Source organism: Mycoplasma pogonae (genome assembly GCF_054170725.1).
Window position 1 is genome coordinate 126,960 of the sequence record NZ_JBSWZS010000003.1, and the last position, 21,326, is coordinate 148,285.

24 protein-coding genes and 1 pseudogene are annotated in these 21,326 nt (G+C 26.4%); 1 reads left to right on the top strand and 24 read right to left on the bottom strand.

Annotation, left to right across the window (positions count from 1 at the left end; translation table 4 throughout):
• The 15 genes and pseudogenes from ACW95P_RS01785 to ACW95P_RS01855 form a co-directional block, all read right to left on the bottom strand.
• Complete coding sequence (locus tag ACW95P_RS01785; protein ID WP_457961553.1) at window positions 1–795, bottom strand: toprim domain-containing protein; 795 nt, start codon at window positions 793–795, stop codon at window positions 1–3.
• Window positions 796–813: 18 nt separating this feature from the next.
• Window positions 814–1,022, bottom strand: a pseudogene (locus tag ACW95P_RS01790) (CHC2 zinc finger domain-containing protein); the annotation flags it as partial.
• Entirely contained in the window at window positions 1,009–1,842 is an 834-nt protein-coding gene (locus ACW95P_RS01795; RefSeq protein ID WP_457961529.1) for a DNA adenine methylase, read from the bottom strand. The pseudogene ACW95P_RS01790 and the gene ACW95P_RS01795, both read right to left, overlap by 14 nt.
• Window positions 1,823–1,975 (bottom strand): hypothetical protein, encoded by a 153-nt coding sequence (locus ACW95P_RS01800; RefSeq protein WP_457961530.1) that lies wholly within the window; start codon window positions 1,973–1,975, stop codon window positions 1,823–1,825. Before ACW95P_RS01800 ends, ACW95P_RS01795 begins: the two co-directional genes overlap by 20 nt.
• A gap of 69 nt (window positions 1,976–2,044) precedes the next feature.
• Window positions 2,045–3,913: a DNA topoisomerase gene (locus tag ACW95P_RS01805; protein ID WP_457961531.1), complete on the bottom strand. Its 1,869-nt coding sequence runs from the start codon at window positions 3,911–3,913 to the stop codon at window positions 2,045–2,047.
• A gap of 4 nt (window positions 3,914–3,917) precedes the next feature.
• The gene (locus ACW95P_RS01810) at window positions 3,918–6,668 is read right to left on the bottom strand and encodes an Mbov_0397 family ICE element conjugal transfer ATPase (protein WP_457961532.1); all 2,751 of its coding nucleotides are present in this window, start codon (window positions 6,666–6,668) and stop codon (window positions 3,918–3,920) included.
• A gap of 10 nt (window positions 6,669–6,678) precedes the next feature.
• Window positions 6,679–8,034: an Mbov_0396 family ICE element transmembrane protein gene (locus ACW95P_RS01815; RefSeq protein WP_457961533.1), complete on the bottom strand. Its 1,356-nt coding sequence runs from the start codon at window positions 8,032–8,034 to the stop codon at window positions 6,679–6,681.
• 121 nt (window positions 8,035–8,155) lie between these two features.
• Window positions 8,156–8,485 (bottom strand): Mbov_0395 family pilin-like conjugal transfer protein, encoded by a 330-nt coding sequence (locus ACW95P_RS01820; RefSeq protein ID WP_457961534.1) that lies wholly within the window; start codon window positions 8,483–8,485, stop codon window positions 8,156–8,158.
• A gap of 44 nt (window positions 8,486–8,529) precedes the next feature.
• Window positions 8,530–8,802: a hypothetical protein gene (locus ACW95P_RS01825; RefSeq protein ID WP_457961535.1), complete on the bottom strand. Its 273-nt coding sequence runs from the start codon at window positions 8,800–8,802 to the stop codon at window positions 8,530–8,532.
• Window positions 8,803–9,954 (bottom strand): hypothetical protein, encoded by a 1,152-nt coding sequence (locus ACW95P_RS01830; RefSeq protein ID WP_457961536.1) that lies wholly within the window; start codon window positions 9,952–9,954, stop codon window positions 8,803–8,805. It lies immediately after the preceding gene.
• Entirely contained in the window at window positions 9,941–12,154 is a 2,214-nt protein-coding gene (locus tag ACW95P_RS01835) for a type IV secretory system conjugative DNA transfer family protein (protein ID WP_457961538.1), read from the bottom strand. The genes ACW95P_RS01830 and ACW95P_RS01835 overlap by 14 nt, the downstream gene beginning before the upstream one ends.
• A 135-nt stretch (window positions 12,155–12,289) precedes the next feature.
• On the bottom strand, window positions 12,290–13,123 hold the full coding sequence (locus tag ACW95P_RS01840) for a hypothetical protein (protein WP_457961539.1): 834 nt from the start codon (window positions 13,121–13,123) through the stop codon (window positions 12,290–12,292).
• 3 nt (window positions 13,124–13,126) lie between these two features.
• Complete coding sequence (locus ACW95P_RS01845; RefSeq protein ID WP_457961540.1) at window positions 13,127–13,507, bottom strand: hypothetical protein; 381 nt, start codon at window positions 13,505–13,507, stop codon at window positions 13,127–13,129.
• 7 nt (window positions 13,508–13,514) lie between these two features.
• Window positions 13,515–14,822 (bottom strand): hypothetical protein, encoded by a 1,308-nt coding sequence (locus ACW95P_RS01850; protein ID WP_457961541.1) that lies wholly within the window; start codon window positions 14,820–14,822, stop codon window positions 13,515–13,517.
• A 9-nt stretch (window positions 14,823–14,831) separates the two neighbouring features.
• Window positions 14,832–15,278: a single-stranded DNA-binding protein gene (locus tag ACW95P_RS01855; protein WP_457961542.1), complete on the bottom strand. Its 447-nt coding sequence runs from the start codon at window positions 15,276–15,278 to the stop codon at window positions 14,832–14,834.
• Between the two features lie 80 nt (window positions 15,279–15,358).
• Here ACW95P_RS01855 and ACW95P_RS01860 point away from each other — a divergent pair, with 80 nt between their 5' ends.
• Entirely contained in the window at window positions 15,359–15,898 is a 540-nt protein-coding gene (locus ACW95P_RS01860) for a hypothetical protein (protein WP_457961543.1), read from the top strand.
• 15 nt (window positions 15,899–15,913) lie between these two features.
• Here ACW95P_RS01860 and ACW95P_RS01865 read toward each other — a convergent pair whose 3' ends face one another.
• The 9 genes from ACW95P_RS01865 to ACW95P_RS01905 all read right to left on the bottom strand — a co-directional run.
• Window positions 15,914–16,399 (bottom strand): hypothetical protein, encoded by a 486-nt coding sequence (locus ACW95P_RS01865; protein ID WP_457961544.1) that lies wholly within the window; start codon window positions 16,397–16,399, stop codon window positions 15,914–15,916.
• 20 nt (window positions 16,400–16,419) lie between these two features.
• The gene (locus ACW95P_RS01870) at window positions 16,420–16,875 is read right to left on the bottom strand and encodes a hypothetical protein (RefSeq protein ID WP_457961545.1); all 456 of its coding nucleotides are present in this window, start codon (window positions 16,873–16,875) and stop codon (window positions 16,420–16,422) included.
• 3 nt (window positions 16,876–16,878) lie between these two features.
• Window positions 16,879–17,403: a hypothetical protein gene (locus tag ACW95P_RS01875; protein WP_457961546.1), complete on the bottom strand. Its 525-nt coding sequence runs from the start codon at window positions 17,401–17,403 to the stop codon at window positions 16,879–16,881.
• Between the two features lie 45 nt (window positions 17,404–17,448).
• Window positions 17,449–18,009: a hypothetical protein gene (locus tag ACW95P_RS01880; protein ID WP_457961547.1), complete on the bottom strand. Its 561-nt coding sequence runs from the start codon at window positions 18,007–18,009 to the stop codon at window positions 17,449–17,451.
• Window positions 18,009–18,548: a hypothetical protein gene (locus ACW95P_RS01885; protein ID WP_457961548.1), complete on the bottom strand. Its 540-nt coding sequence runs from the start codon at window positions 18,546–18,548 to the stop codon at window positions 18,009–18,011. The genes ACW95P_RS01880 and ACW95P_RS01885 overlap by 1 nt, the downstream gene beginning before the upstream one ends.
• A 48-nt stretch (window positions 18,549–18,596) precedes the next feature.
• On the bottom strand, window positions 18,597–19,061 hold the full coding sequence (locus tag ACW95P_RS01890; RefSeq protein WP_457961549.1) for a hypothetical protein: 465 nt from the start codon (window positions 19,059–19,061) through the stop codon (window positions 18,597–18,599).
• Window positions 19,062–19,133: 72 nt separating this feature from the next.
• Entirely contained in the window at window positions 19,134–19,925 is a 792-nt protein-coding gene (locus tag ACW95P_RS01895) for a hypothetical protein (RefSeq protein WP_457961550.1), read from the bottom strand.
• A 54-nt stretch (window positions 19,926–19,979) separates the two neighbouring features.
• Window positions 19,980–20,693 (bottom strand): hypothetical protein, encoded by a 714-nt coding sequence (locus ACW95P_RS01900; protein ID WP_457961551.1) that lies wholly within the window; start codon window positions 20,691–20,693, stop codon window positions 19,980–19,982.
• 16 nt (window positions 20,694–20,709) lie between these two features.
• Window positions 20,710–21,326, bottom strand: a 617-nt coding sequence (locus tag ACW95P_RS01905; RefSeq protein WP_457961552.1) for a hypothetical protein, incomplete at its 5' end; no start/stop codon positions are given.

Here is a 21,326-nt window from a genome sequence, read left to right on the forward strand (position 1 = left end):
TTACTCCTCTACTAAATAATTTTTATAATTTTTTAATCTTGTTAATCCATTGGGTATTTTGCTAATCTCATCAGGATCTAAACCTTGAATTCCTTGAATCACAAAATTCTCAATACCAACAGTAGCTAATTGCGCTTGAATTTTTTGTGTAGCTTCCAAACCTGCTTTATCATTATCTAAATGTAAATAAACTTGCTTATCTTTTAAAAGGGCTAATTGTTTGTTTGACAAAGTTGCACCCATCAGCGCTACAGCTGAATTTATGCCAGCTTTAAAATAAGCCACTACATCCATAAATCCTTCCACTAACACCACTTTTTTTGCGGCGTGATTAATATTAAATAAACATTGTTCTTTTTTAAAAGCTCTGTTATTTAAATATTTCACCATTGCTTGATTGTGAATGGTTCTTCCGGAAAAGCCCATAATTTTCCCCTTATTATCTTTAATTGGAAAAATGATTCTTCCTTTAAAAACCGAATTTCCTTTGTCATTAATTAAGCCCTTATCCTTTAAAAATTGCTCTCCAAATCGACCAATAAAGGATTGTATCCAGTTGCCATCATCATAACCAATTTGAAATTGTTTAATTTCTGCAATCGATATCCCCCGCTCAGGAATTCCTCCCTTAGCAAAAGCTTTTAAAAATCAATAATTGCATAACATCTCAATTACTTTTTCATCAGCTTTTATGGGTTTATCTTCTGTTAATTTGATTACAACTTGACTTTTTAATTTCCCAAATGGCTCACTTAAAAAGTATTTAATTGTATCTTTAGTGCTTAAGTTATGCATTTTAGCTACAAAATTAACTACATCGCCACTTGCACCGCAGGCAAAACATTTAAAAAATTGTTTTTTGCATTTACATTTAATGATGGTTTGCTATCAGCGTGAAATGGGCAAATTCCAATTTGATTGCCACTACTATTGCTACTTTTAGCTAAATTTAGATAATGTCCTATGACATCAACGATATTGAAATTACTTTTAATCTCAGCTATGATGCTAGTTTTTTGCATTAGCTACTACATAATTAGTAATAATCACTTCATCTGATTCAGATTCTGGTAATGGATAAAAATTAAAGTCAGCAAATATTTTTTGCACTAAACTAGAATTTTTATTCACAAACATGACTTTTACACCTTGATTATTTAATGCTTTGATTTCATTAAATAATGTTATTAATTCTTTAGTATTCAATTGTTTTTTCATTACTCAATTCATATCTTCATCATCTGAAAAATCATATGGAGTGTCAATGAAAACAAAATCTCCAGGTTTTGCCTTTGTCAAAACATTTTTATAATTAGTATTTAAAAACTCCATTTCCGAATCTTTTAAATATTTGGCAACACTAGCAAATTTTTTATAATCTAGGTTTCTTTGAGTTTTTCTTTTTAGCAAAACTTTAGCTACTGGATTATTGAATAAACCTTTAGAATTAACACGATACAATCGCCCATAGCCAGTGATGTTTAAGTATAAAAAGTAATCTGCTCGGTATTGTTTTTCATTTTTTAATAATTCATTTCTTAGTTGTCTCACTTGATAATAGTGAGTTTCACTATGTTTTTTTAAAAGTCTTTCTAGCCCATGAATAACAGCATAGGGTTTTTCATAAAACTGTTTTCAAGTGGCAATTAATTCTCTATTTACATCATTAACAATTGCTTTATGTGGTTGAATTTGCAATAACATAACACCAGAACCTAAAAATGGTTCTAGATATGTATTAAATGTTTCAGGAATGTATTGATGTAATGTTTTGGCTCATCGCATCAAACCACCATTCCATTTAAAAAATGGTTTTAAATCTTTATTGATCTTTTGAATCATCTTTTGGCACTGATCATCTCAAATTACCACATTTTTTTTCAGCCTCTTGGCTTTTTGTTTTGTTTTGGTTACCTTTGAACCAATTTACAAAACTAGTTTTTCATACTTTGAATTTATTTTTAATTTTTTCCATTTATCTCCTAAATTTATTTTGGTTGAATTTTTTGTATTATTTTGTGTTTTTAAAAATTTTGTATATAGATTATTCTCATCTTACAAATGAACAAGATCCAACATTCTTTTTCTTTTTAGGATCTCATTTGTAATTAGCGCATTGATAATATGGTGAGCCATCACTTTTTTTCTTTTGAAAAACAGTAGCTCCACATTTTTCACATGCAAAATCTGCTTCTTCAACTTCATAGCGGTATTTTTGCACTACACTACTTAATGGGCTAATTACTTCATCAATAACTTTGATATTATTAATGACATAATCTTTTCATTTAATATTGCCCTTAGCAATTTCATCTAATGTTGTTTCCATGTCAGATGTAAAGTTTTCATTAATTAGTTTGTTTAAATTTTCTGTTTCATAAGTTGCTAATTTAGCGCCTATATCAGTTAGTATCATTTGTTTCTTTTTGTTTAATTCAACATATTTATTATTGATATTAGTTTCAGCCATAGTTACAAAAGTTGATGGTCGTCCAATCCCTTTTTTCTTTAAGTAATCAATTAAATCTGCTTGAGTAAATAAAGTTGGTGGGGTGGTAGTTACATCATTAACTTTTGTTGGCTGTTGCGGTTGGTATGTTTCTTCTAATTCATAATCAGTTATTGTTTTATTTTTAGATTGAGTTTCATTGATGATTTCTCAACCATCAAAGACTCTTTTATTGACTGTTCCATAAAAAACTTCACCCTCATTTTCAAATCAAAAATAACTATTAGCATATTTTGAAAAACTTAAAAATAGGGCAAGAGTGTTATTGTATAGTTCTTTATAAACTTGGTATTGAGTTTCACTTAATCAGGGCTTCACTAGTTCTGGGGTATTCTCTAAATCAATTACCCGCAATGCTTCATGCCCTGCTTGAGCATTTTTACTTAATTTAATTTCATTGAACCAAGCACTAGTATTTCAGTATTCTTTACTAAAATTAGCTTGTACATATTGATTTGCTTTTTCGATAAATGTATCACTAATAATTGTGCTATCAGTTCTTGGATATGTTGATAGGGCTTGATTTTCTCCATCAATTTCAACCCCTTGATAAAAAGCTTGTAAAATGGTTTCAATTTCTTTAGGATTTAATTTAAGTTTTTTACCAATTATTTTTTGAAATTCAGATGTTTCAAATGGCTTTGCTGGTTTTTTTAATGTAAACTTTTCTTTTTTATTGACTAGCACAAAGTCGTTTGTTAAATTTTTTAAAACATCACTTGCTTCTTCAAAATCAGTAAACTTGTTGACGCTTTGTCCACTACCATCTAATAATTTAATTGTTAGATATTCATCCATTTTGGCACTTATTTCATAGTGAGTTTCTGGTTTGAAATTAGCAATCTCATCTAATCTATTTTTTAAAATTGTTAAAACTACGCTTTGAACCCGTCCGGCACTTTTTGCCCCAGTCACAGCTGCTCTTACTAAAGTTGAAGCTTTAAAACCGAAATACCTATCATACAATCTTCTTGCAAATTGTGAATCTACAATTTTGGTATCAATATCACGAGGATTAGCAATAGCATTTAAAACTGCTACCTTAGTAATTTCATTAAATGTCACTCTTTTAATTTTGTTGTGATAAGGTTTTTCAATTACTTCTTTTACATGTCATGCAATTGCCTCACCCTCACGATCGGGGTCAGTTGCAATATAAATGTTTTGAGCATCTTTAGCTGCTTTGTTAATTTCATGAATAATTTTTTGTTTTTGATTTTTAATATTCGTTTCTACTACTTGTCATTTTGGTTTTAGAGTTTCAAAGTCAAACCCATAACCATTGTTGTATTTGTGATCTAAATCCCTTAGATGCCCCCCTGTAGCAATAATCCGATAATCATTACCTAGGTATTTTTGAATTGTTCCACGTTTTCCAGATCCTTCTATAATTACTAAATTCATTCCTCTACTTTCTTTTATTGATTTGTTTAATTTGTTGATTATTTTTTCTTTTATCGCCTTGATCAAAGAAAAGTTGTTTTTCTAAATCATTGTAGTAAGCATCAACTAGCATTCTTTTATTTGTATTTACACTAAATAAAAATTCTCCAGTTTTAGCTCTTGTAATAAAGTTTCTTTCAGATTTAGTTAAACCTCCAGATGACTTAAATAATTTATCTACTTCATCAACATCTTGAGATTTCAATTGAAAGAAAATTGAATATTGACAGTTTTCAATGATTGCTTGTGATTTTCTTAATCCATCTCCACTAACTGCAAAGTCTTTGGGGTTTTGGGTGGTTAAAATCAATCCTCCACCAAACTTTCTAATGGTTTTAGCTGTTGTGTAAATAAAATCAAGGGCAATATCATTTTTTTCATCAATAAAGCGGTGGGCTTCATCAATAATTAATGATAATTTTTGTTTTGTTTTATAACTATCAATTCAGTTTTCAGCAACCTTTCCTTGAATATAAGAAAGAATTAAGAAAAATCCTGCTTGATAAATTTTTGGCTCATATTCTAACAATGGTGCCACATTAAAAATTGTGTAATTAGATTTCATTTCGAAATTAGTATGTCCATTATATAAATGTCTTAAATCTCCATCTTTTCCAAATGAAAATTTCAAACTATTTAATACTTGTAATTTTTGAATTTCTGTTAAATAATTAATTTTCTTAAGATTCTTTTCATAAGTTGTAATCAAATCATCTAAAATTGGATATTCATCATTTTTTAATTCAGTAATTGATGTTTTTAAATTTTGAAACTTCGGGTTTTTATAAAGCTCTCTTACATTTTCAATAATTGAATTAATTTGATGTTTGTTTAATTCTTCAAATAGTGTTTGGAAAAACTTTTTTAAAGTTGAAGATTCATAAATATTAATAATTTTGGCATTGTTATCTCCGACTCCAAAATCTTTATCATCTTCTTGATTAGCCTTATCTAACGCCACCGGATTAAATGCTTTTCTAATTTGCAATGGATTAAAAACAGTGTTGTCATTTGCTCCGATATCAATTATTTCCACACCCATTTTTCTACCACTAGGAGCATATTCATTTTGGGGATCTAATAAAATAATTTTTTGGTTATTTAAAATAGCATTAGCCATGAATTTTTTTGTTAAAGTCGATTTACCAGAACCTGAAGTACCCATAATTGTTAAATTATTATTTTTTCTTTGTTCATTATTATTGAAAAGATCAAAAAAGATTGGTGTTGCATCCGTTAAACTTTGTCCTAGTAAATTAAAATTTCCATCATTTAATCTTTCGCTAATAAAAGGCCATGCAAAAGCAATATTTGAAGCGGGTTGCTCAATAAATTCTTTTAGCATATCAGGACTTTTCAAATGCAATTCACTATAACCTTCAAATTGCCGATATTTCAAAGGATTAATATAAGCAGGTATTGCTACTAAATTAATTTTATTTACCTTATTTTTTTCTTTTAAGGTTTTTTTGCTATCTGCTTGATTTAAGAATATAATAGTTGATTTAAAAATTGCTTCTTCACCAAGTGCAGCTTTGTCAATTAAGTCATCCATCGCTTGACCTTCAAGCCCATATCTTCTTTTACCAATAATAGTTTTTTCTTCATTAACATTAGTTGTTAAATTTTTAGCAGTATTACCAATTAATTTATCTCTTACTGTTTCATCTAATTTATTTAAGTGTCAAACTACAACACTATCAGAGGCGAAAAATTGATGAACTCAATTGTCTTTTAAAATGTAACCAAACTCTCTGACTGTTTGGGCTGAATAATATTTTTTTTCATTATTTGAATCTTTAATATAAAACTTGTCTGTTTCAAATGTTAAGTTATCAAACTTATAAAACTTCTCTAGTTTTTCTCCTTCTAACATCAATTGATATTCTTCATCATCAAATTCATCTTCAGAATTAAAAATTTTTAAAGTTAAATTTAATGTTTCTCTTAATGTTAATTCTTCAGTAATTAAATTGATATTATTTAAATCATTAGTAAATAACATAATTGCTTTTTTTAATTCTTCCAAATTAGTGTGATAAAAAATAACATAGTAATCGGACATTAATTGATTTTCTCAGTGATTTTCAAAATCATTTTCAAATGCTGTTAAAATTTTTTCTTTTCATGTTTGATTTTTGTAGGTTATTGATTTTTTTAAATTATTGATTGCTTCATTAACAGCTTTTTTGTTAATATCTAAATTATTTCTTTTTGGTAGTTTAACAATTGTAGATTTATAAGGTATTTTGCTTAATGCTTCTGTTAGCAATTGAACATATTGCTTTTGATCTTCTTCGTTTTCTAAAGAAATATTTTTTCCATCAACATGAACACCACCAACATAAAATGAACCAGTTTTTAAATATCCGTCTTTAATCTGATCATAAGGCACTAATGAACTAGTATTCAAATTTCCCTTAGCATCAGCTCGATATTTTTTTGGTCTTGCAATATATGTAAACAAATACAATAAGACCATATATCCTCTGACATTGTGCCTTTTACTTTTCTTTACTAGTGGTGTTAAAATAAGTCAGATTGCTACACTGATCAAAAACTTAAATCCCAAGTGAATTTCTAAACCAGAAGCAATTCCGAATACTATTCCAATGACTATAATTATTGCTATGATAAGGAAGTCTAATAATCCCAAAGATTTTCAAATTTGAATTTTATTGTTTTTAAATCTTTTTGTTTGGTATTTTTTTGCCATTAATTATTTTTTATTTTTTCCCTCCATTTTGATTTTTATATTTATCTGGATTTTGTAATTTGTCATTCTCCATTCTTCAGTTTCTATATTGACCAGCTTTTTCTGATGCTCAGCCACCTACTTTAGTACTTTTTAATTTTTGAGCAGCTGAAGAATTTTTAAGTGAATTTGCCATTTTGGTTCCACCAAATTTAACTAAATCTCCAATTCCATTAGCTTGAATCCCTAATGCTTTCCCACCTAGTACTCCAATACCAGCTGAAGCAAACATTGCTCCTTGAGATCCCATTTTAGTTGCTATAGAAGCAATTTGACTAGCATCTGCATTCATTGTGCTAAATGTTTCGGTTGATCCGAAGTAACTTAAAATTTCTTGAATTAAACTTCTAAATGCAGCGGCTGTTCCCACAATTAAAACTACTCTCATAATTAAAATTGTCATATAAGTAGTTGGTTCCACACCAGTAAAATATTTGCCTACTGAATTAAATCCATTATTTACATCTCTTTCGAAAGCATTTCCTCCCTCAGCAACATTGCCATCTAACTTTTCTATAAAATAACTTTCCACGTTAGCTGATGTTAGCATTGCTGAAAAAGATGCTCAAGCTACAAACATTAAATTAATTAATAAGTAGCCTAAAATTTTTTGTTGCATTTTGACTCTTCATTGTTTTATTTTTAAACCACCATCACTCACACTAAATGCTGCTCAAATTGGTGCTTGAATGAATGTAAACACAATATGAAACAAAGCCATAGCCTGCATGATCACTAGTTTTAATAAAACAAAACATAGGACAACGGCAGCTATAAAGATTGTAATAATAGTTCCTACAGCTTGACCTGGACTAGCAGTTCAAAAAACTTTAGAAACCGCGCCAAACACTCCACCAGCATGAGCAACATATCCTTGATCAGCGATTAGTCCCCAATCAGATGAATTGTCAGTCATATGTTGAGGCATTAAAGCTTGTCAAAAAATTCTATCTATAGTTATATCCGCACTTCCTAAAAAAGCTATTTTAATAAAAGTGAATATTGATGATGTTAGCATTAATCCAAAAAATAAAATGAATGGAATAAAGATTATTAAACCAATTGCAATAGGCAAGTTTTTTAAATAAACTTTAATAGTATTTTTTTCAGGATCATTTTCATTATTCATATTGAACATGAATCGCGTCCATGCAAATATAAATAAAATTAAAACTAAAAATATTCCCAAAATTGTTAAAACCAAATATCCTGCATTGTTAAAAAAGATAATTTTTGTAAAATCTAAATTTTCACCAAAAATTAATTTCAATAAAATTTCTAAGCTAAAAATGTTAAATATTTTACTAATTGACGCAATTATAATCATTGGCGCTCATACAAAAACCGCTCACGCCATTGTGAATAATAATCAAGTAAGTGGAGATATAATTCAAGATATTATTGCTCCCAAATTAACCTCCTTTTAAATTTTTGTTTCATATTTTTTCCTAAATATTTGGTATAAAGGCAATTATTAATCCTTGAATTGATGAATACACTCCCAATATCACTACAAGTACTAAAATTGATCCCAATCAGTATTTAAATCTTTTTTTATTTTTTTCTATTTCATTTGGGTCTTCAGCATGTTGTAATTTTCATCAAATTCAAATCCCTGAAGCTCCCCAAAACATCGCAAGAATTCCAGCAATTGATAGAAAAACCATTCATAAAGTGTGTTCAAGTGTTTTTGTTGCTGTAGTTAACGGAGCTTGTAATGTATTATCAGCTGCAGCTGTTAAAACCATGTTCATTGTTGTTAATATTTTGTTACTCATTTATTTTGTATTTCTCCTAAATTTGATTTAGAAAACTATCACCACTATCCACCATTAAGTAAAATAATAGTAGCTGTTACTATAATTGTGAATGTCACAATAAATACCACAGCCCTTTTGTGGGTGATAATTCCTCTGATATTTGTTTTGTTTTTTCTTCATTTTATGAAGATATATAAAGCTCAAGCTACTGCAAAAATTATTCATAAAGTAGCTAGCTTATACTCCACAGGGAAAGCATTGGCGGATTCCATAAAGTTAAATTCTTTTAAATCCTTTGCTATTCCTCGTGTATTAGCTAATAATTGCTTTCCCATTTAAAACTCCCCATACTTTCAACTATAAAAAGTTGAATTTTCTATTACTCAATTTTCAAATTTTGACTTCATTTCATCATCTGTATAAAAATGATGTAAATCAATTTTTTTGTTATGATTTTTATTTATTGCGGTGATCATATATTGATCCATCATGGAATATTGTTCACCTAAAAATTCTGGTATATCTAGGATTTCATCTTTCCTAAATAGTTGCCAATAAATTGGCAAATAAAAATCTATTAATTTTTCTAAATAAGTTCTGTATCAATATTTTTGGTTGTATGACAATTTATCATCTTGATTTGTTGCCATCATGCCAAAGTTTCCATTATCTTCAGGCACTAAAAATATTCATTCTCGATTCAATGCTAATAAAATTTGTGGATCCAATAATTCTTGAATTTTTGTTAAAACAGTTTCTAGTTTTAATTTCAACCCACCATTTAGGGCTTGTTCACTAAAACCTTGATCATTATTGTTAGCAAAAGTAAATAAACTTAATTCTCAATCTACTTCGCTTTCAATTACATTTAAAAACTTTTTATTTCAAAAATATTGCCCTCCAAATAGCAAGCTTATTAATTCCGTCTCACCCCCTTTCAAATCCTCTTCATTAAAAACAATTTCATTTTTATCATCAAATTCAAATTGTTTCCATTCAATTGTTGTGGTATTTTGGCTTGGATTTTCCATTGCTTTATTAAATAATCTTTTTTTGTTAAAAAACATTGTTTTTAACTTTTTAAAAATATTTTCATCACCAAAATTATCAGCTTTAAAATCTTCATTTTTGCTATGTAATTCAGTAATAATATTTTTTATTTGGAGCAAAAAACTTTTATATCTTTTTCCAGTTTTTAGTCGTTTTTTACTGTGATTTCATCATTTCCCAAAACCAGACAACCCCTCACCATTGACAATATTAATTTCAGGGGGAAAACTCTCATTAAGATAACTAAGATCTACTTTGTGATTGTTATTTCTTTGATTATTATTTCCATCATAATGTTCTATATCACCATTAGGTGGTGGGTTTTTAGGGGATAAGCCTCATTTATTTTCTTTTATAGTGATATTGCAACTTACAACAGTTAACGGCAACAATGTAGCTAATGAACTTACAAGTCAAATTTTTTTATTTTTTAGCATTTTCTTTTTCCAACTTTTCAATTTCATATTTTAGTAGTTGTCAATTTCTTGTTCCAGGTGTTAATTTAGCAAGCTCTTCTTTCAATTTATAAACATCAGTATCAGCTTCTTGTTGTTGATAATCTTCATCAACAAATTTTTCAATTGCTGGTTCAATTATTTTTTTATTTAAAAATTCATTATTAAAATCGTATGAATAACTTGCTTCAGTAAATGGTTTGGTATCTTCTATTGCAATTGAATCCTTAGGCAAATTCCAAACTTCATAGGCAAAAGTTGATTTTAATCTCAAGGGTCTTTGACCTGAAATTTGCACAATATGAATATCTTTAGGAATTGTTTTCAATTCATCAATTGTTACTAATTTTTCAGATCCTAAACTCTCTGATTCATTAACAGATTTAAATCCTTTAGCGTTATCGCTTGATGAGAATGAGAAAGATTTTTTCCTAATTTTGGTTTCTCCTAATGATGTTTCCATCGCTTTTAATGTGTCATCATCTTCTGAATTTAAGAAAATTGTTAACCCCATGTTATTTTTAATAGTTAAAGAGCTTTTATTAGAACCCTCATCATATTTCCCTAATTGGTTATAATCTTGCAATACAATTGCGAAGAAAATATTTCTTGATCTGGCAATTGTGACTTTGTTATCAAAATTAACTATTTTTGGTAAATTCCCAAACTCGTCTAATAGAAACAAATTTTTTCTAAAATATTTTTGTTTTGGTGATTTATTAGCAATTTCAATCAATTTGCTATAAACTTGATCAACTAATGTTGAAACCAATCTATGTCTTGCTGGATTAGAATCGGGGAATTTAATGAAAATTGCTACAGGTTGTGCATCTGGATTATTAGCTGCTATTAAATAAGAACTTAAATTTAATTCATGCCTTGAACTTCATGATTTAATCCCTATATCATTCACAAAAATAGATAATGCTTTATTTGCTGAAGATAACTGTCCTGATAAGGTTGTGTCTGTTACATTTGAAATTGGCATAAATTGCGAATCATAAAAAGTATGTAAATCGTTATATGTTTTTTCATTTCAATTTGGATCATTTTTTAATCCATTTAATTCATTTAATTTAACATTAGATGCTTCTAAAAATTTTTCTTTAGGAATTGTTACAAGTTCTCTAATTGTTTCAAACATTTCTCCACCAGGCTTTAATTGCTTAGTTGTTAAAAATCTATTAAAAGTAGCTAAATTAAAATGTTTTTTAGTGAAATTATTATTGGGATTTAATTTTGAAAATAATAGTAAAAACTTAGCAATTGCTTTTAGAATGTTTCTTCCACCCTCGGATCAAGTTTCACCATCTCCTTTAGGTCAATCAAAAATTCCGTGAATTACTTGATCTAGTAATTGATTTGCTTCATTTTCATTAACTAGGGGGTTGCCCTCTTGAGAATGATATTTATCTCAAACTTCAGTTAAAAAGTTAAAACCAATTGATGACAACGGATTTTCTAAATCAAAAACAATTGTCATGTAATTATTTTTCTCCAAATCATTTCTTAGAGCTTCTAAAATTTCTCCTTTAGGGTCTGAAAAAATTAAATTAGGTTTTTTATTCGAGTTTGGCAAATTAATGTTGTATTTCGCAGTTGGCAAAATAAATCTTTGTGATTTACCAGAACCAGTTCCCCCAAGCACTTTGGCATGGATATCTTTTTTTAGTACAAAATACTCAACAGCATTTGCATCATTATTAGAAGCATTAATTTTCTTCACAAGCCCCTTTTTACCTACAATTGATTTGCTATTAAAATTAATTACAAATCCAGCATCAGCATTTTCATCATAATTAACCTTAAATTCTTTTAAAAATGCTTTGCGGTTTCCAGTTTCTTTCACTTCATCATAAGCAAAAGCTGCTCCACCATCTTCTTCAACATTTTTTTCAAATTCCTTATTTTTGTTTTTTGAGCTTCTTTTTCAAAATCACGCAAAAATTGATAATGCTATCACAATAACAATTGCAGCTAAAATTTCGCTTAAAACTCAAAATATTTGTGTTTGTGTTTTTAAGAAATATATGTAATAAAATTGACCACCAAGATTTCAGGTTCTATCAAAAACTAATCAATAAACTAAAGGAACAATCGCAATCACTAACATTAATGCAAGTAAAAATAAAATAAAATAAGCAAAAAATTTAGATAATCTTTTAAACTTTTTTTGTTTCATCTAACCTAGCCCATAAGGCTCAAAACATTAATTAATAAAAATAATATTGGAACTATATAAGTTAGAGCTACAACAAATAAACCTACTAATGATGAGCTTATTAGGGCAACAAACCCAATTTTGAATAATTTTGTTTTATTCATCATTGTCAAAATCAATGCCTATTTCGTCCTCATCATTGAAATCATCATTAGGAATATGATATTTTTTAATTCGTTTATCTACATCAGCTAAAATAGGCTTTTCAACTCTTTGGTTTTCTACTTCTGATTTTTGAATTTTATTATCAAATTCCTCACTTAGTGATTTGTCAGCTATTTCTTGGAACTTAGCAGTTTCTTTTCTTAGTTCTTTTTCATAAAGTTTTTTTTGTTGTTCCAAATTTTTTCTTTGCTTATCTATATCTATTTTTGTTTCTTTATTTTTTTTGCCCTTATCTCTTATAATTTCTTGTTTTTTATAAGTTTGACCTCCACCTATTGGTGTTGGTTTTACTTTTTGATTTGTTGTTATTTTTTTATTATTTTGAGTTTCTTCAATTTGGGTTTTTAATTTTTCCATTAAACCAAAGAAATTTTCTATTAAATTATTAGCAGCAATAACATGTGGCAATGCTAGCTCTAATTGCTCTAGTAATTTAGCATTGTAATCTACTTTGTTAATGAATTCTTCCAATCCCTCAACGGGAATTTCTAGCATTCTTAAATTTTTATTTTCAGTTTTTAATTTTTCAATTTCTGCTAATAGTTTATTTTTTGCATTAAGGTTTTCACCATATTTTTTATTATTAAAAATTACTCATGAGATTAAAAGTGCTGTTTCTAGAATTCCAACCCCAAAAATAGCAAAATACCATGCATCTTTATTAGTTGTGCTATCTTTAAATAAAATTATTGATATTAGTAAACCAATAAAGGCTAGTGTGTTGATAATTAATATAATTAAAAGTGCTATTTTATGCTTGCGCATTCACTATTCCAAAATATAATCAGATTCCACTTCTGCAATACCAATTGAATTATCAACATCATTTAAAAATTCTGTTTCTTTTTTGTTTGACTGAGAAACTTTGCTAAATTTAGTTATTCAAATACTAAAAGGTGTTGAATACTTTTCATCTGGTTTATAAGCTTGATTTTGAAATATATTTGCATGAATAATTACTAAATCGCCTTTTTTCAAATGCTGGATTACTAATTCCTTAGTTTTATTGGTTGCTAAGAATTTTAAAAAATTTTTTCTATCAGTATTCGACATATCTAACTCAGCAATGTTTACTTCTACAAACTTACCATCACTAAATTCTTTGGGATCATTTAGCAATCTCCCTGTAAATATAAATAAATTGTTCATCTTATTGTTATTCCTTCCACTCTTCTTTTTGAGCTTCTAATTGTCTTTCTCACTCAATTTGTTTTAATTCATATTTCAATTCTCTAATTGATTTTTTTAATTGATAAATTCTGTTTTTATCTAAAATTTTTTGATTGTTTTTTAATAGTTTTGTATGATTTTGTGGTTTATTCGGCGCAACAAAAATATAATGTTCTTTCCCATTATTAATTGTTTTCTCTACTTGATTATCTTTCAAAAGTTTTAATGCTGGATTAGTTCAAAGTTTTTTTAATTCCATTTCTTCAGATCTAAACACTTGCTTAATTCTGTTTTGAGGAATTTTTGAATTACTTCACATTTTATCCATTAGTGAACGATAACTCTTCAATGAATCTTGCAAACTTTTATCAGTTTTAGAAATTCCATCTCAAATTGCTTGCAATTGTTGTTTTTCAGCTGGATTTAAAAATTTATTATAGTAAGGTTTTTTAGTTTTGTCTTTAGCATTTTGTAATGTTTGAAATTCATTAATTAATTTCATTAGTTGTTGATTTTGTTCTAAATCTGTTTTTGTTGTTTGATTTAATAAAAATACATCTTTCAAAGTTTCTTTAACAACATTTCTTTGCTTCCAAATTTCTTCTTTTGATTTTTGGATTTCAATACTAATAATTGGGTCAGAAACTTTTTTTTCAATGTTTATTATAAAATCAGACAAATTCTCTTTACCAAACACACCCTTTGCACGATAAATAATTTCATTTTTTGTTGAATGCAAATAAATTGGTTTGGTTTCAAACATTTCAAATTGAATGTGTGGGTGATCTGTATCTAAGTGAATTGCTAATAAAACTTTAACATGTTTATTATCTTTAAATTCTTTTTTGATTAATGTATTAATTTCATTAACACATAAACCTAAAATTTCAGTTGGGGAAAATATTTTATTTTGTTCTAGCACTTCAGGCACAAAAGAAATTACCCCAGACCAAATTTTTTGTTTTTCTGAAATAGTTTCTTTTGACATTTGTTTACTTAAATCTTTAATAGCAATTTCTTCTAATCTTCCAGCTTGAAGTGATCACATACCACTTTTATCATAAGCTCTATTTTCTATAGAAGCTTGTTGGCTCTTCATAAAATCTAAATAACTTTTGCCTGAATTGTTAAATTCTTCTAGCAATTCATTATTAGTTTTAGCTGTTTTCCAAATTTTTTTATCTTGTGATAAATATCAAACTTTTCCACCATCGCGGTAAAATGCAATTTCTTTTTGATCTTTATTAGGATCTTTAAAATTAATTTTTACTATTACATTTGGCTTTGTACTCAATTTTTTTAATTAACCTTTGAGATTTGTATTTACTGGTTTTAAATCAGCCAATAAATCATCAATGTTTCAATCTTCATCAGCATTATTAATTTCATTAAATGGTGAATCTTGTAATTCTGTAATTGTTGCAAAAGTTTCACTATTATTGGATTTTTTAACACCATGAATTCTAAATGCAATTACTTCTAATCTTCTTTGTTGTTCGCCATTTTTATTTACATATTTGTGGTCTTTTAGTCTACCCTCAACTATGACTTGGTTTCCTTTTTTTAGGTATTCAGCTGCATATCTTGCTGATTGTCCAAAGGCGGAAACATAAATAAAATCCGCTTCTCCGTTGTTTTTATAACTAGATGATCCAACAACAATTGTTGTTAAATCTCTTTTATCTGAATTTACTACTCTTGCTACAGGGTCAGCAGCTAAATAGCCACCTAAAATAACTTGATTAATCAATAATCACCTTCCTTATTTATTTTTTATTACTATATTAATTATTATTTTTTAAATTGTGTTTATGCTAATATTTTTATATTATGAAAAAAAGTAAATATTCACCAGAACAGCAAAAATACTTTAATGAAATTAATTCAAAAGCTAGATTAGAAATGAAACAAGATGTTATTTCTATTTTAGAAAAAAATGGGATTAGTTATAAAGAAGAATTTTGAGATGATAATGAACCCAAATCTATAAAAATTTCAGATGAAATAAATAATTATTTAATACAAAATTGGTCAATTAAATTAAAAAATTCAAACTATATTTTAAAATTTGCTTTTTATATAAATATTAATGAAATGCGATGAAAATTAGAAAATCAAAGCATAATTTTGGAACCAAAATATAGAAAAGAATCTAAGCCAAAATCTATACGTTTATTTGATCACTATAAATCTTGATGACCACATATTTATGAATTTTATGATAATAAAATTACTTATTTTATTTATAGTGATGCAAAATATATTGATTTTCCTGAAAATATAATCAAAAAGAAAGAAAAGATATTTGGTTTAAAAATTGTTAATAAAAATTCTTTTGAAAAATGAGTGCTTCAAAAATTCGGAAAGTAAATTTTATTATAGTAACTAATTAAAAGTAATTCAGTTATTGGTTTTAACTTTAATTAACTTCACTTTTGTCTTATTTTCAATATAAGGTTTAATAATCACAATTTTAGAGTGATAAATGGAATGACCAACAATGTCAGTTCAAATTGTTGATTTTTTATTTGTTTTGAAATTATAAAACCTTTTAAACTTGTTATAAATTACATTGAAATCTAATGGAGTATCTGAAAGATGAAGTAAAATCGGTTCAAATGTATATTCATTTTTAATAAGTGGACTTGAATATAATAAAAAGTTTTTTCATTTATTAGTTTTACATAAACATATGTTACCGAATAAACAGTTATAACCAAAATTACTAAAAACCCCTTCTTTGCAAGATTCACAATGAAATTTGTACTTGGTAAAAGAAGCGCTTTCTATAAAAGAATTTTCATAAATGCGTTTTGCACCAAGGTGATAAGTGTAAACATAAAATTTTTTGGTTAAATCGTTATCTGACATATTAATATTACTCGCTTTTTTTAATTCATTTTTATTTCTTTTATCTTTTGAAAAAGAATTTTTCTAAATTTATCAATTGCATCTCGAATAATTGATGATTCCGCATTTTCTATAGATCATATAAAGTTTTTGCGGTTGCTAAAAAGTCCATAATTGGAATTTAAATAATTTAATTTTTCAAATAAACATTTTTTCAAATTTACTAAATTATTTTTATTTGGACTGTATTTTGATCAATCTCCTTCATAATGAAAATCATGAAAAAATCTTTTGTTTAATAATTGACAAAATTTAGCATATTCACAAGGTTTTAAATATTTAAAGGCATTTTTAAATCATTTAATTACATTCCTATTTAAATCTAAATTTTTTGACAAATCACAGCTTATTTCATTAAAAAAATGTTTGTTTTGAATAACATATTCTTCTTCTAATTCTGATAATGCTTTTTTATATTTTTTATAAGATATGGTCATAAATTACATTGCTTCCACAAGTTCTTCTTCATCAGAATTTTTAAATTCTTTTTGTCTATCTTTTGCATCTTGATATATGTGTGAAGTAAATTGTGAAGCTAATCTTTTGGTACGTTCTTGATACATATCACCAAAAATAGATTGAATGGCACTTTTAGCATCGTATGCTTGAATTCCATGGCCTGTTTTTGAGTGATATCACATTAAATGACCAGGTAATAGCTCTTCATCTTCTTTTACATATAATTCAAAATCAATTGAATCAATTTCATCATTTAATGCAGTTTTAAATTCTTCCCATGTTTTAAATTCATAAATATTATTAAAACTATATAATTCCTTAAGAATTTCAAAAGAAGTTTCTGTTAATTCCATTCATTCATCAAGATTTTCATAATATTCATGTTCTAAATATTCACTAGAAACTAAATTTTCTTTTAAAGCATTTTTAGCTTCATATAAAAAAACATATGCATCATACATAAAGTATTTAATATAAACTATTTCTTTCTGTTTTTTCTTATTCATATTTTCCTTTTTGTTTAATTTGTTTATCGTTTTGTTTTGATTTTTTTATTGAGCTAATGCTTGCTCTTCGTTATTATTGTTTTCTAAATTTAATTTTTTTTCTAATCTAGCTACTTTTTTAGCCATATCTTTAGCAATTTTTGCACTAAAAGATCAAATTGCATAAACATGAATAGACTTTTCGATACTAATAATTTTTTCATAAGTTAAATCATTTTTATTAAAGTAATCTTCATCAAAATTTTCTTCATAATAAAATTTTGCAAAATTTATTTTTTCATCTAAATATCTAAATAATTTAGGAATGTTATCTTCATTCCAACTTATACCTCTTTTATTAGAATCTTCATATCATTTAGGTTCTTCATCTCAAACATCTTCCACTTTTCTAGAATAATCAAACATTTCATATTCAAAATTTTTGATTGTTAAATCTTCATTAAATTTATACTTTGCAAAATATTTAAGTACTCTTTTATTTAAGTTAAGATTTTTTTGTAACCTAGGACTAATATTTGAATCCATATGAAAAACATGTTTTTCAATATGACTATTTCAATATGAATTTAATAAATCCATATACATTTCTTTAGTGACTTTAACCATTACATCACCTGACCTAGATTTTCTTCTTGATCATTTTCATGTTTTAGTTTTTCTTGCAATGACAAATCAAATTCACTAAATACTGTAAAAGTTGCAACTTCATAAATTACATGTTCTGATTTCATTAATGTTTTATGGTAATCCTCTAACTTGTAAGTTTCTTCAAGACCATGTTTTTTGTTATAAAAATTTAGAAATTCAATTTTTTTACCTGAATTCTTTTCTAAATCATAGTTATAAACATGTGTGTTAAATTCATATTCATTTAACTTATCTTGGGCAAAATATATGAATCTATTTAATTGATTTGATTCAGAAAATGTTTTTAAATAATATAAATCTTTTTCATCATTTCAATCTTCAATAATTTCTTCAATTGTATTTTTAACCACACATTTAATCTCTAATTCATTATCTCAAATTAACTCTTCATCAATATGTGCATAGTTTTCTAAAATTTTTTCTAAATTATTTTGTTTTTTGCAAAATTCATTAAATTCATTTAATAAAAATTTTTTTGTAATTTTTGTATTATTCATAGTATTTTTCCTTTTTGTTTAATTTGTTTGTTATTTTGTTTTGTATTTTTATTGAACTAATCTTTGTTCTTCATTGTTTTTGTTTTCTAAATTTAATTTTTTTTCTAATTTTGAAACAACTATATCTTTAAAGACATACATTGAATCACGTATAATTTGTTCTTCTGCACCACCTAAATCTTCTTCTGCTGTTGTTCCATTTTGCTTATCATATTCATCATCTTCATATAAATAATTTAGTTTTTCAATTGCATGTTTTTCTAAATATTCTGGTCTACCATAATTAGATGAATATGTTTGTGTATATTGAATTTGTTTTTCTAATTGTTCATCGATGGATTGATCATCTTTTAAATCAAAATTTTCAAAATAATCAATAACCTCATTATTTAAGTCCATATTTTTATGTAAATCAAAACTTAAATTTGTCATAAATCTTTTATCATTTTCGCCATATTCTCTTCTTAATTCTTGTAATGTTTCTTGGTATAGTTCATTAATATTTTTTTTCATGTTTTCCTTTTTTACTATTTTTGATTAATTTTGTATATATTTTGGTTTTTAATTATTTTTAAAAATTCAACCTTAGTTTTTTTGAATTTCTAAAAGTTTTGTTTCAGCTTTTAATTTAATTTTGTATAAATTTGTTTTTCAATTCATTATGTAAGGACTTACATTATATTTAAGGTCGATATGCAATGATTCTTTAAAACTTTTAGGTAATTCTGCAAATTTTGTATCAAGTTCTAAAGAAAAATTATTTAACTTTTCAGCAATTTTTTCAGCCCCATTTAGTTCTTCTAGTGCTTTTTGAATCTGATCAATTATGACACCAATAGTAAGCAAACTAGTATTGGGTTTAATTCAATATTTGCTAATATCTGTTTTAATGTCTTCGATAGGTTTATCTAAAACAAAGTTCAATAATTTTTTTACTCTTAAATCTTTTTCAGTAGCATTAGTAGCTTCTGTATATCAAGGAGTTTTCATATTGTCTATATAATCTTTTAATTGATCTTGCAACATTTTAAAAAATTGATATTCTGATAGATCTTCTTTTACAATTACTGTATTATTAAACATTAATCTAACTGCTCTATCACCACCCGCTTTCATAGGATTTCATTCAGGTTTGTAAATTACTTTAGGTCTTAAATTAATTTTTTGCAAAGGCTCAAAGTTATTTTTTTGAGTTTCATCATTAGTATTCATTTGCCCTTTAATTTCATTTTGAACTAAAACTTCCGAGCCTAATGCTTGATCTTGTAAATTTGACTCAATTTTAGGTGTCATAATTTCATAACTTAAATTCTTATTTTTTGCAGCAGCTACATTAATCGCTATTAATGGTAGCCCTACAAAAAAACCTATTGCCAAACTAAATAAACCTAAAATTTTAATTTTTCTTATAGTTTCTCCTTTGATTTATTATTAATTTTGATTAAGATTTTCAATTAAAATTCTAATGTCTTCCAATCTTTGTTCTCAATCTGTTTGATTAGCATTAATTTCTTTTAATAATTTAAATAATGCTTTTGCTTTTTGAACTGATAAATTACTTTTTTTAATATCCACTTTTAAATTATTTTTAGCTTCTTGAATAACTTTTGCACCATCTAATTCTCTAATTGCTTGATTAATTTCAGTTATTACTTCATTAACTTTTTCTAATGTTGTAGATGATGATAATTCACTAGACAAAGTGTCTAAATGTTCCATTTTTGTTTCTAAAATATTATTTAGAGCATTTAAAACTTTATTATTTATAGTGTCTCTATTTGAAGCCGAAGTGTAAAGTGGTGTCTGAGTAATTGATAAATAATTATTTCAAGCCAGTTCTAAATAATTTTGCTTTGATGTTTCATTAGGTGCAAATTCCGAATCAGATGCTACAAAAATTTCTACCCCATTATCTATATCATCAATTCCTTGTCAATCAATTTCATTTTCTGATGTAACTACATTAGAATTTTCAACTATGCCTCCATTAGATTGTTCAATTAAGTAAAAATCATCAATTTTATTAAAACTTTTTTGTTCTCTGTTTCAAGGTTGAACAACAACTAACGGAATAACAATTGCACTTGCAATTAATCCGCTTCCTATTAATAATCATTTCATTCATATTTTTTTATTTTTATTCATTTTTATCTCCCATACTTTAATTTAATATTTCAGCAATATAATTTTCTATTTCAATTAGTCTGCTTTTTCAATCTGATTGATTTACATCAATGAAACTAATTTGATTTTTATATGTTTGTTTTTGTGCACTAGATAAAGAAGCATAAATTCCATAATCTATTTTTGATAGTAACTCTTGTTTTTTTTGCTCAACAACTTTTTTTCCATCTAAATTTGTAATAGCTTGCTTAATTTTTTGAATTGTTTTTTCTATATTTATTTTTTCAAGGTCATCTTTTAAATCACTCAATAAAATACTTCCACCTATATTTCTTTTATTATTTTTTAGTATTTCATTAATACTATTTAATACAAACAAATCTTGATTAGTTTTATTAGTTGCATCTAAATAAGTTGGTGTTTGTTGAACTGATAAATAATTATCAATTTCATTTTTTAAATTATTAAATTCTTTAGAAAAATCTACTGGAATTGCTGTTATAGGTATAACCGTTTCAGGCAATGTGGTAATTGGTTCATCTGCAATTGTTGAACCGCCAGAAGATAGTGATATACTTGGTAATTCTGGTTCAATTTCTTTACCATCAAGTGCACTCAATGCTGCTCTAATTTTTGTAATTGAATTTCCCACTG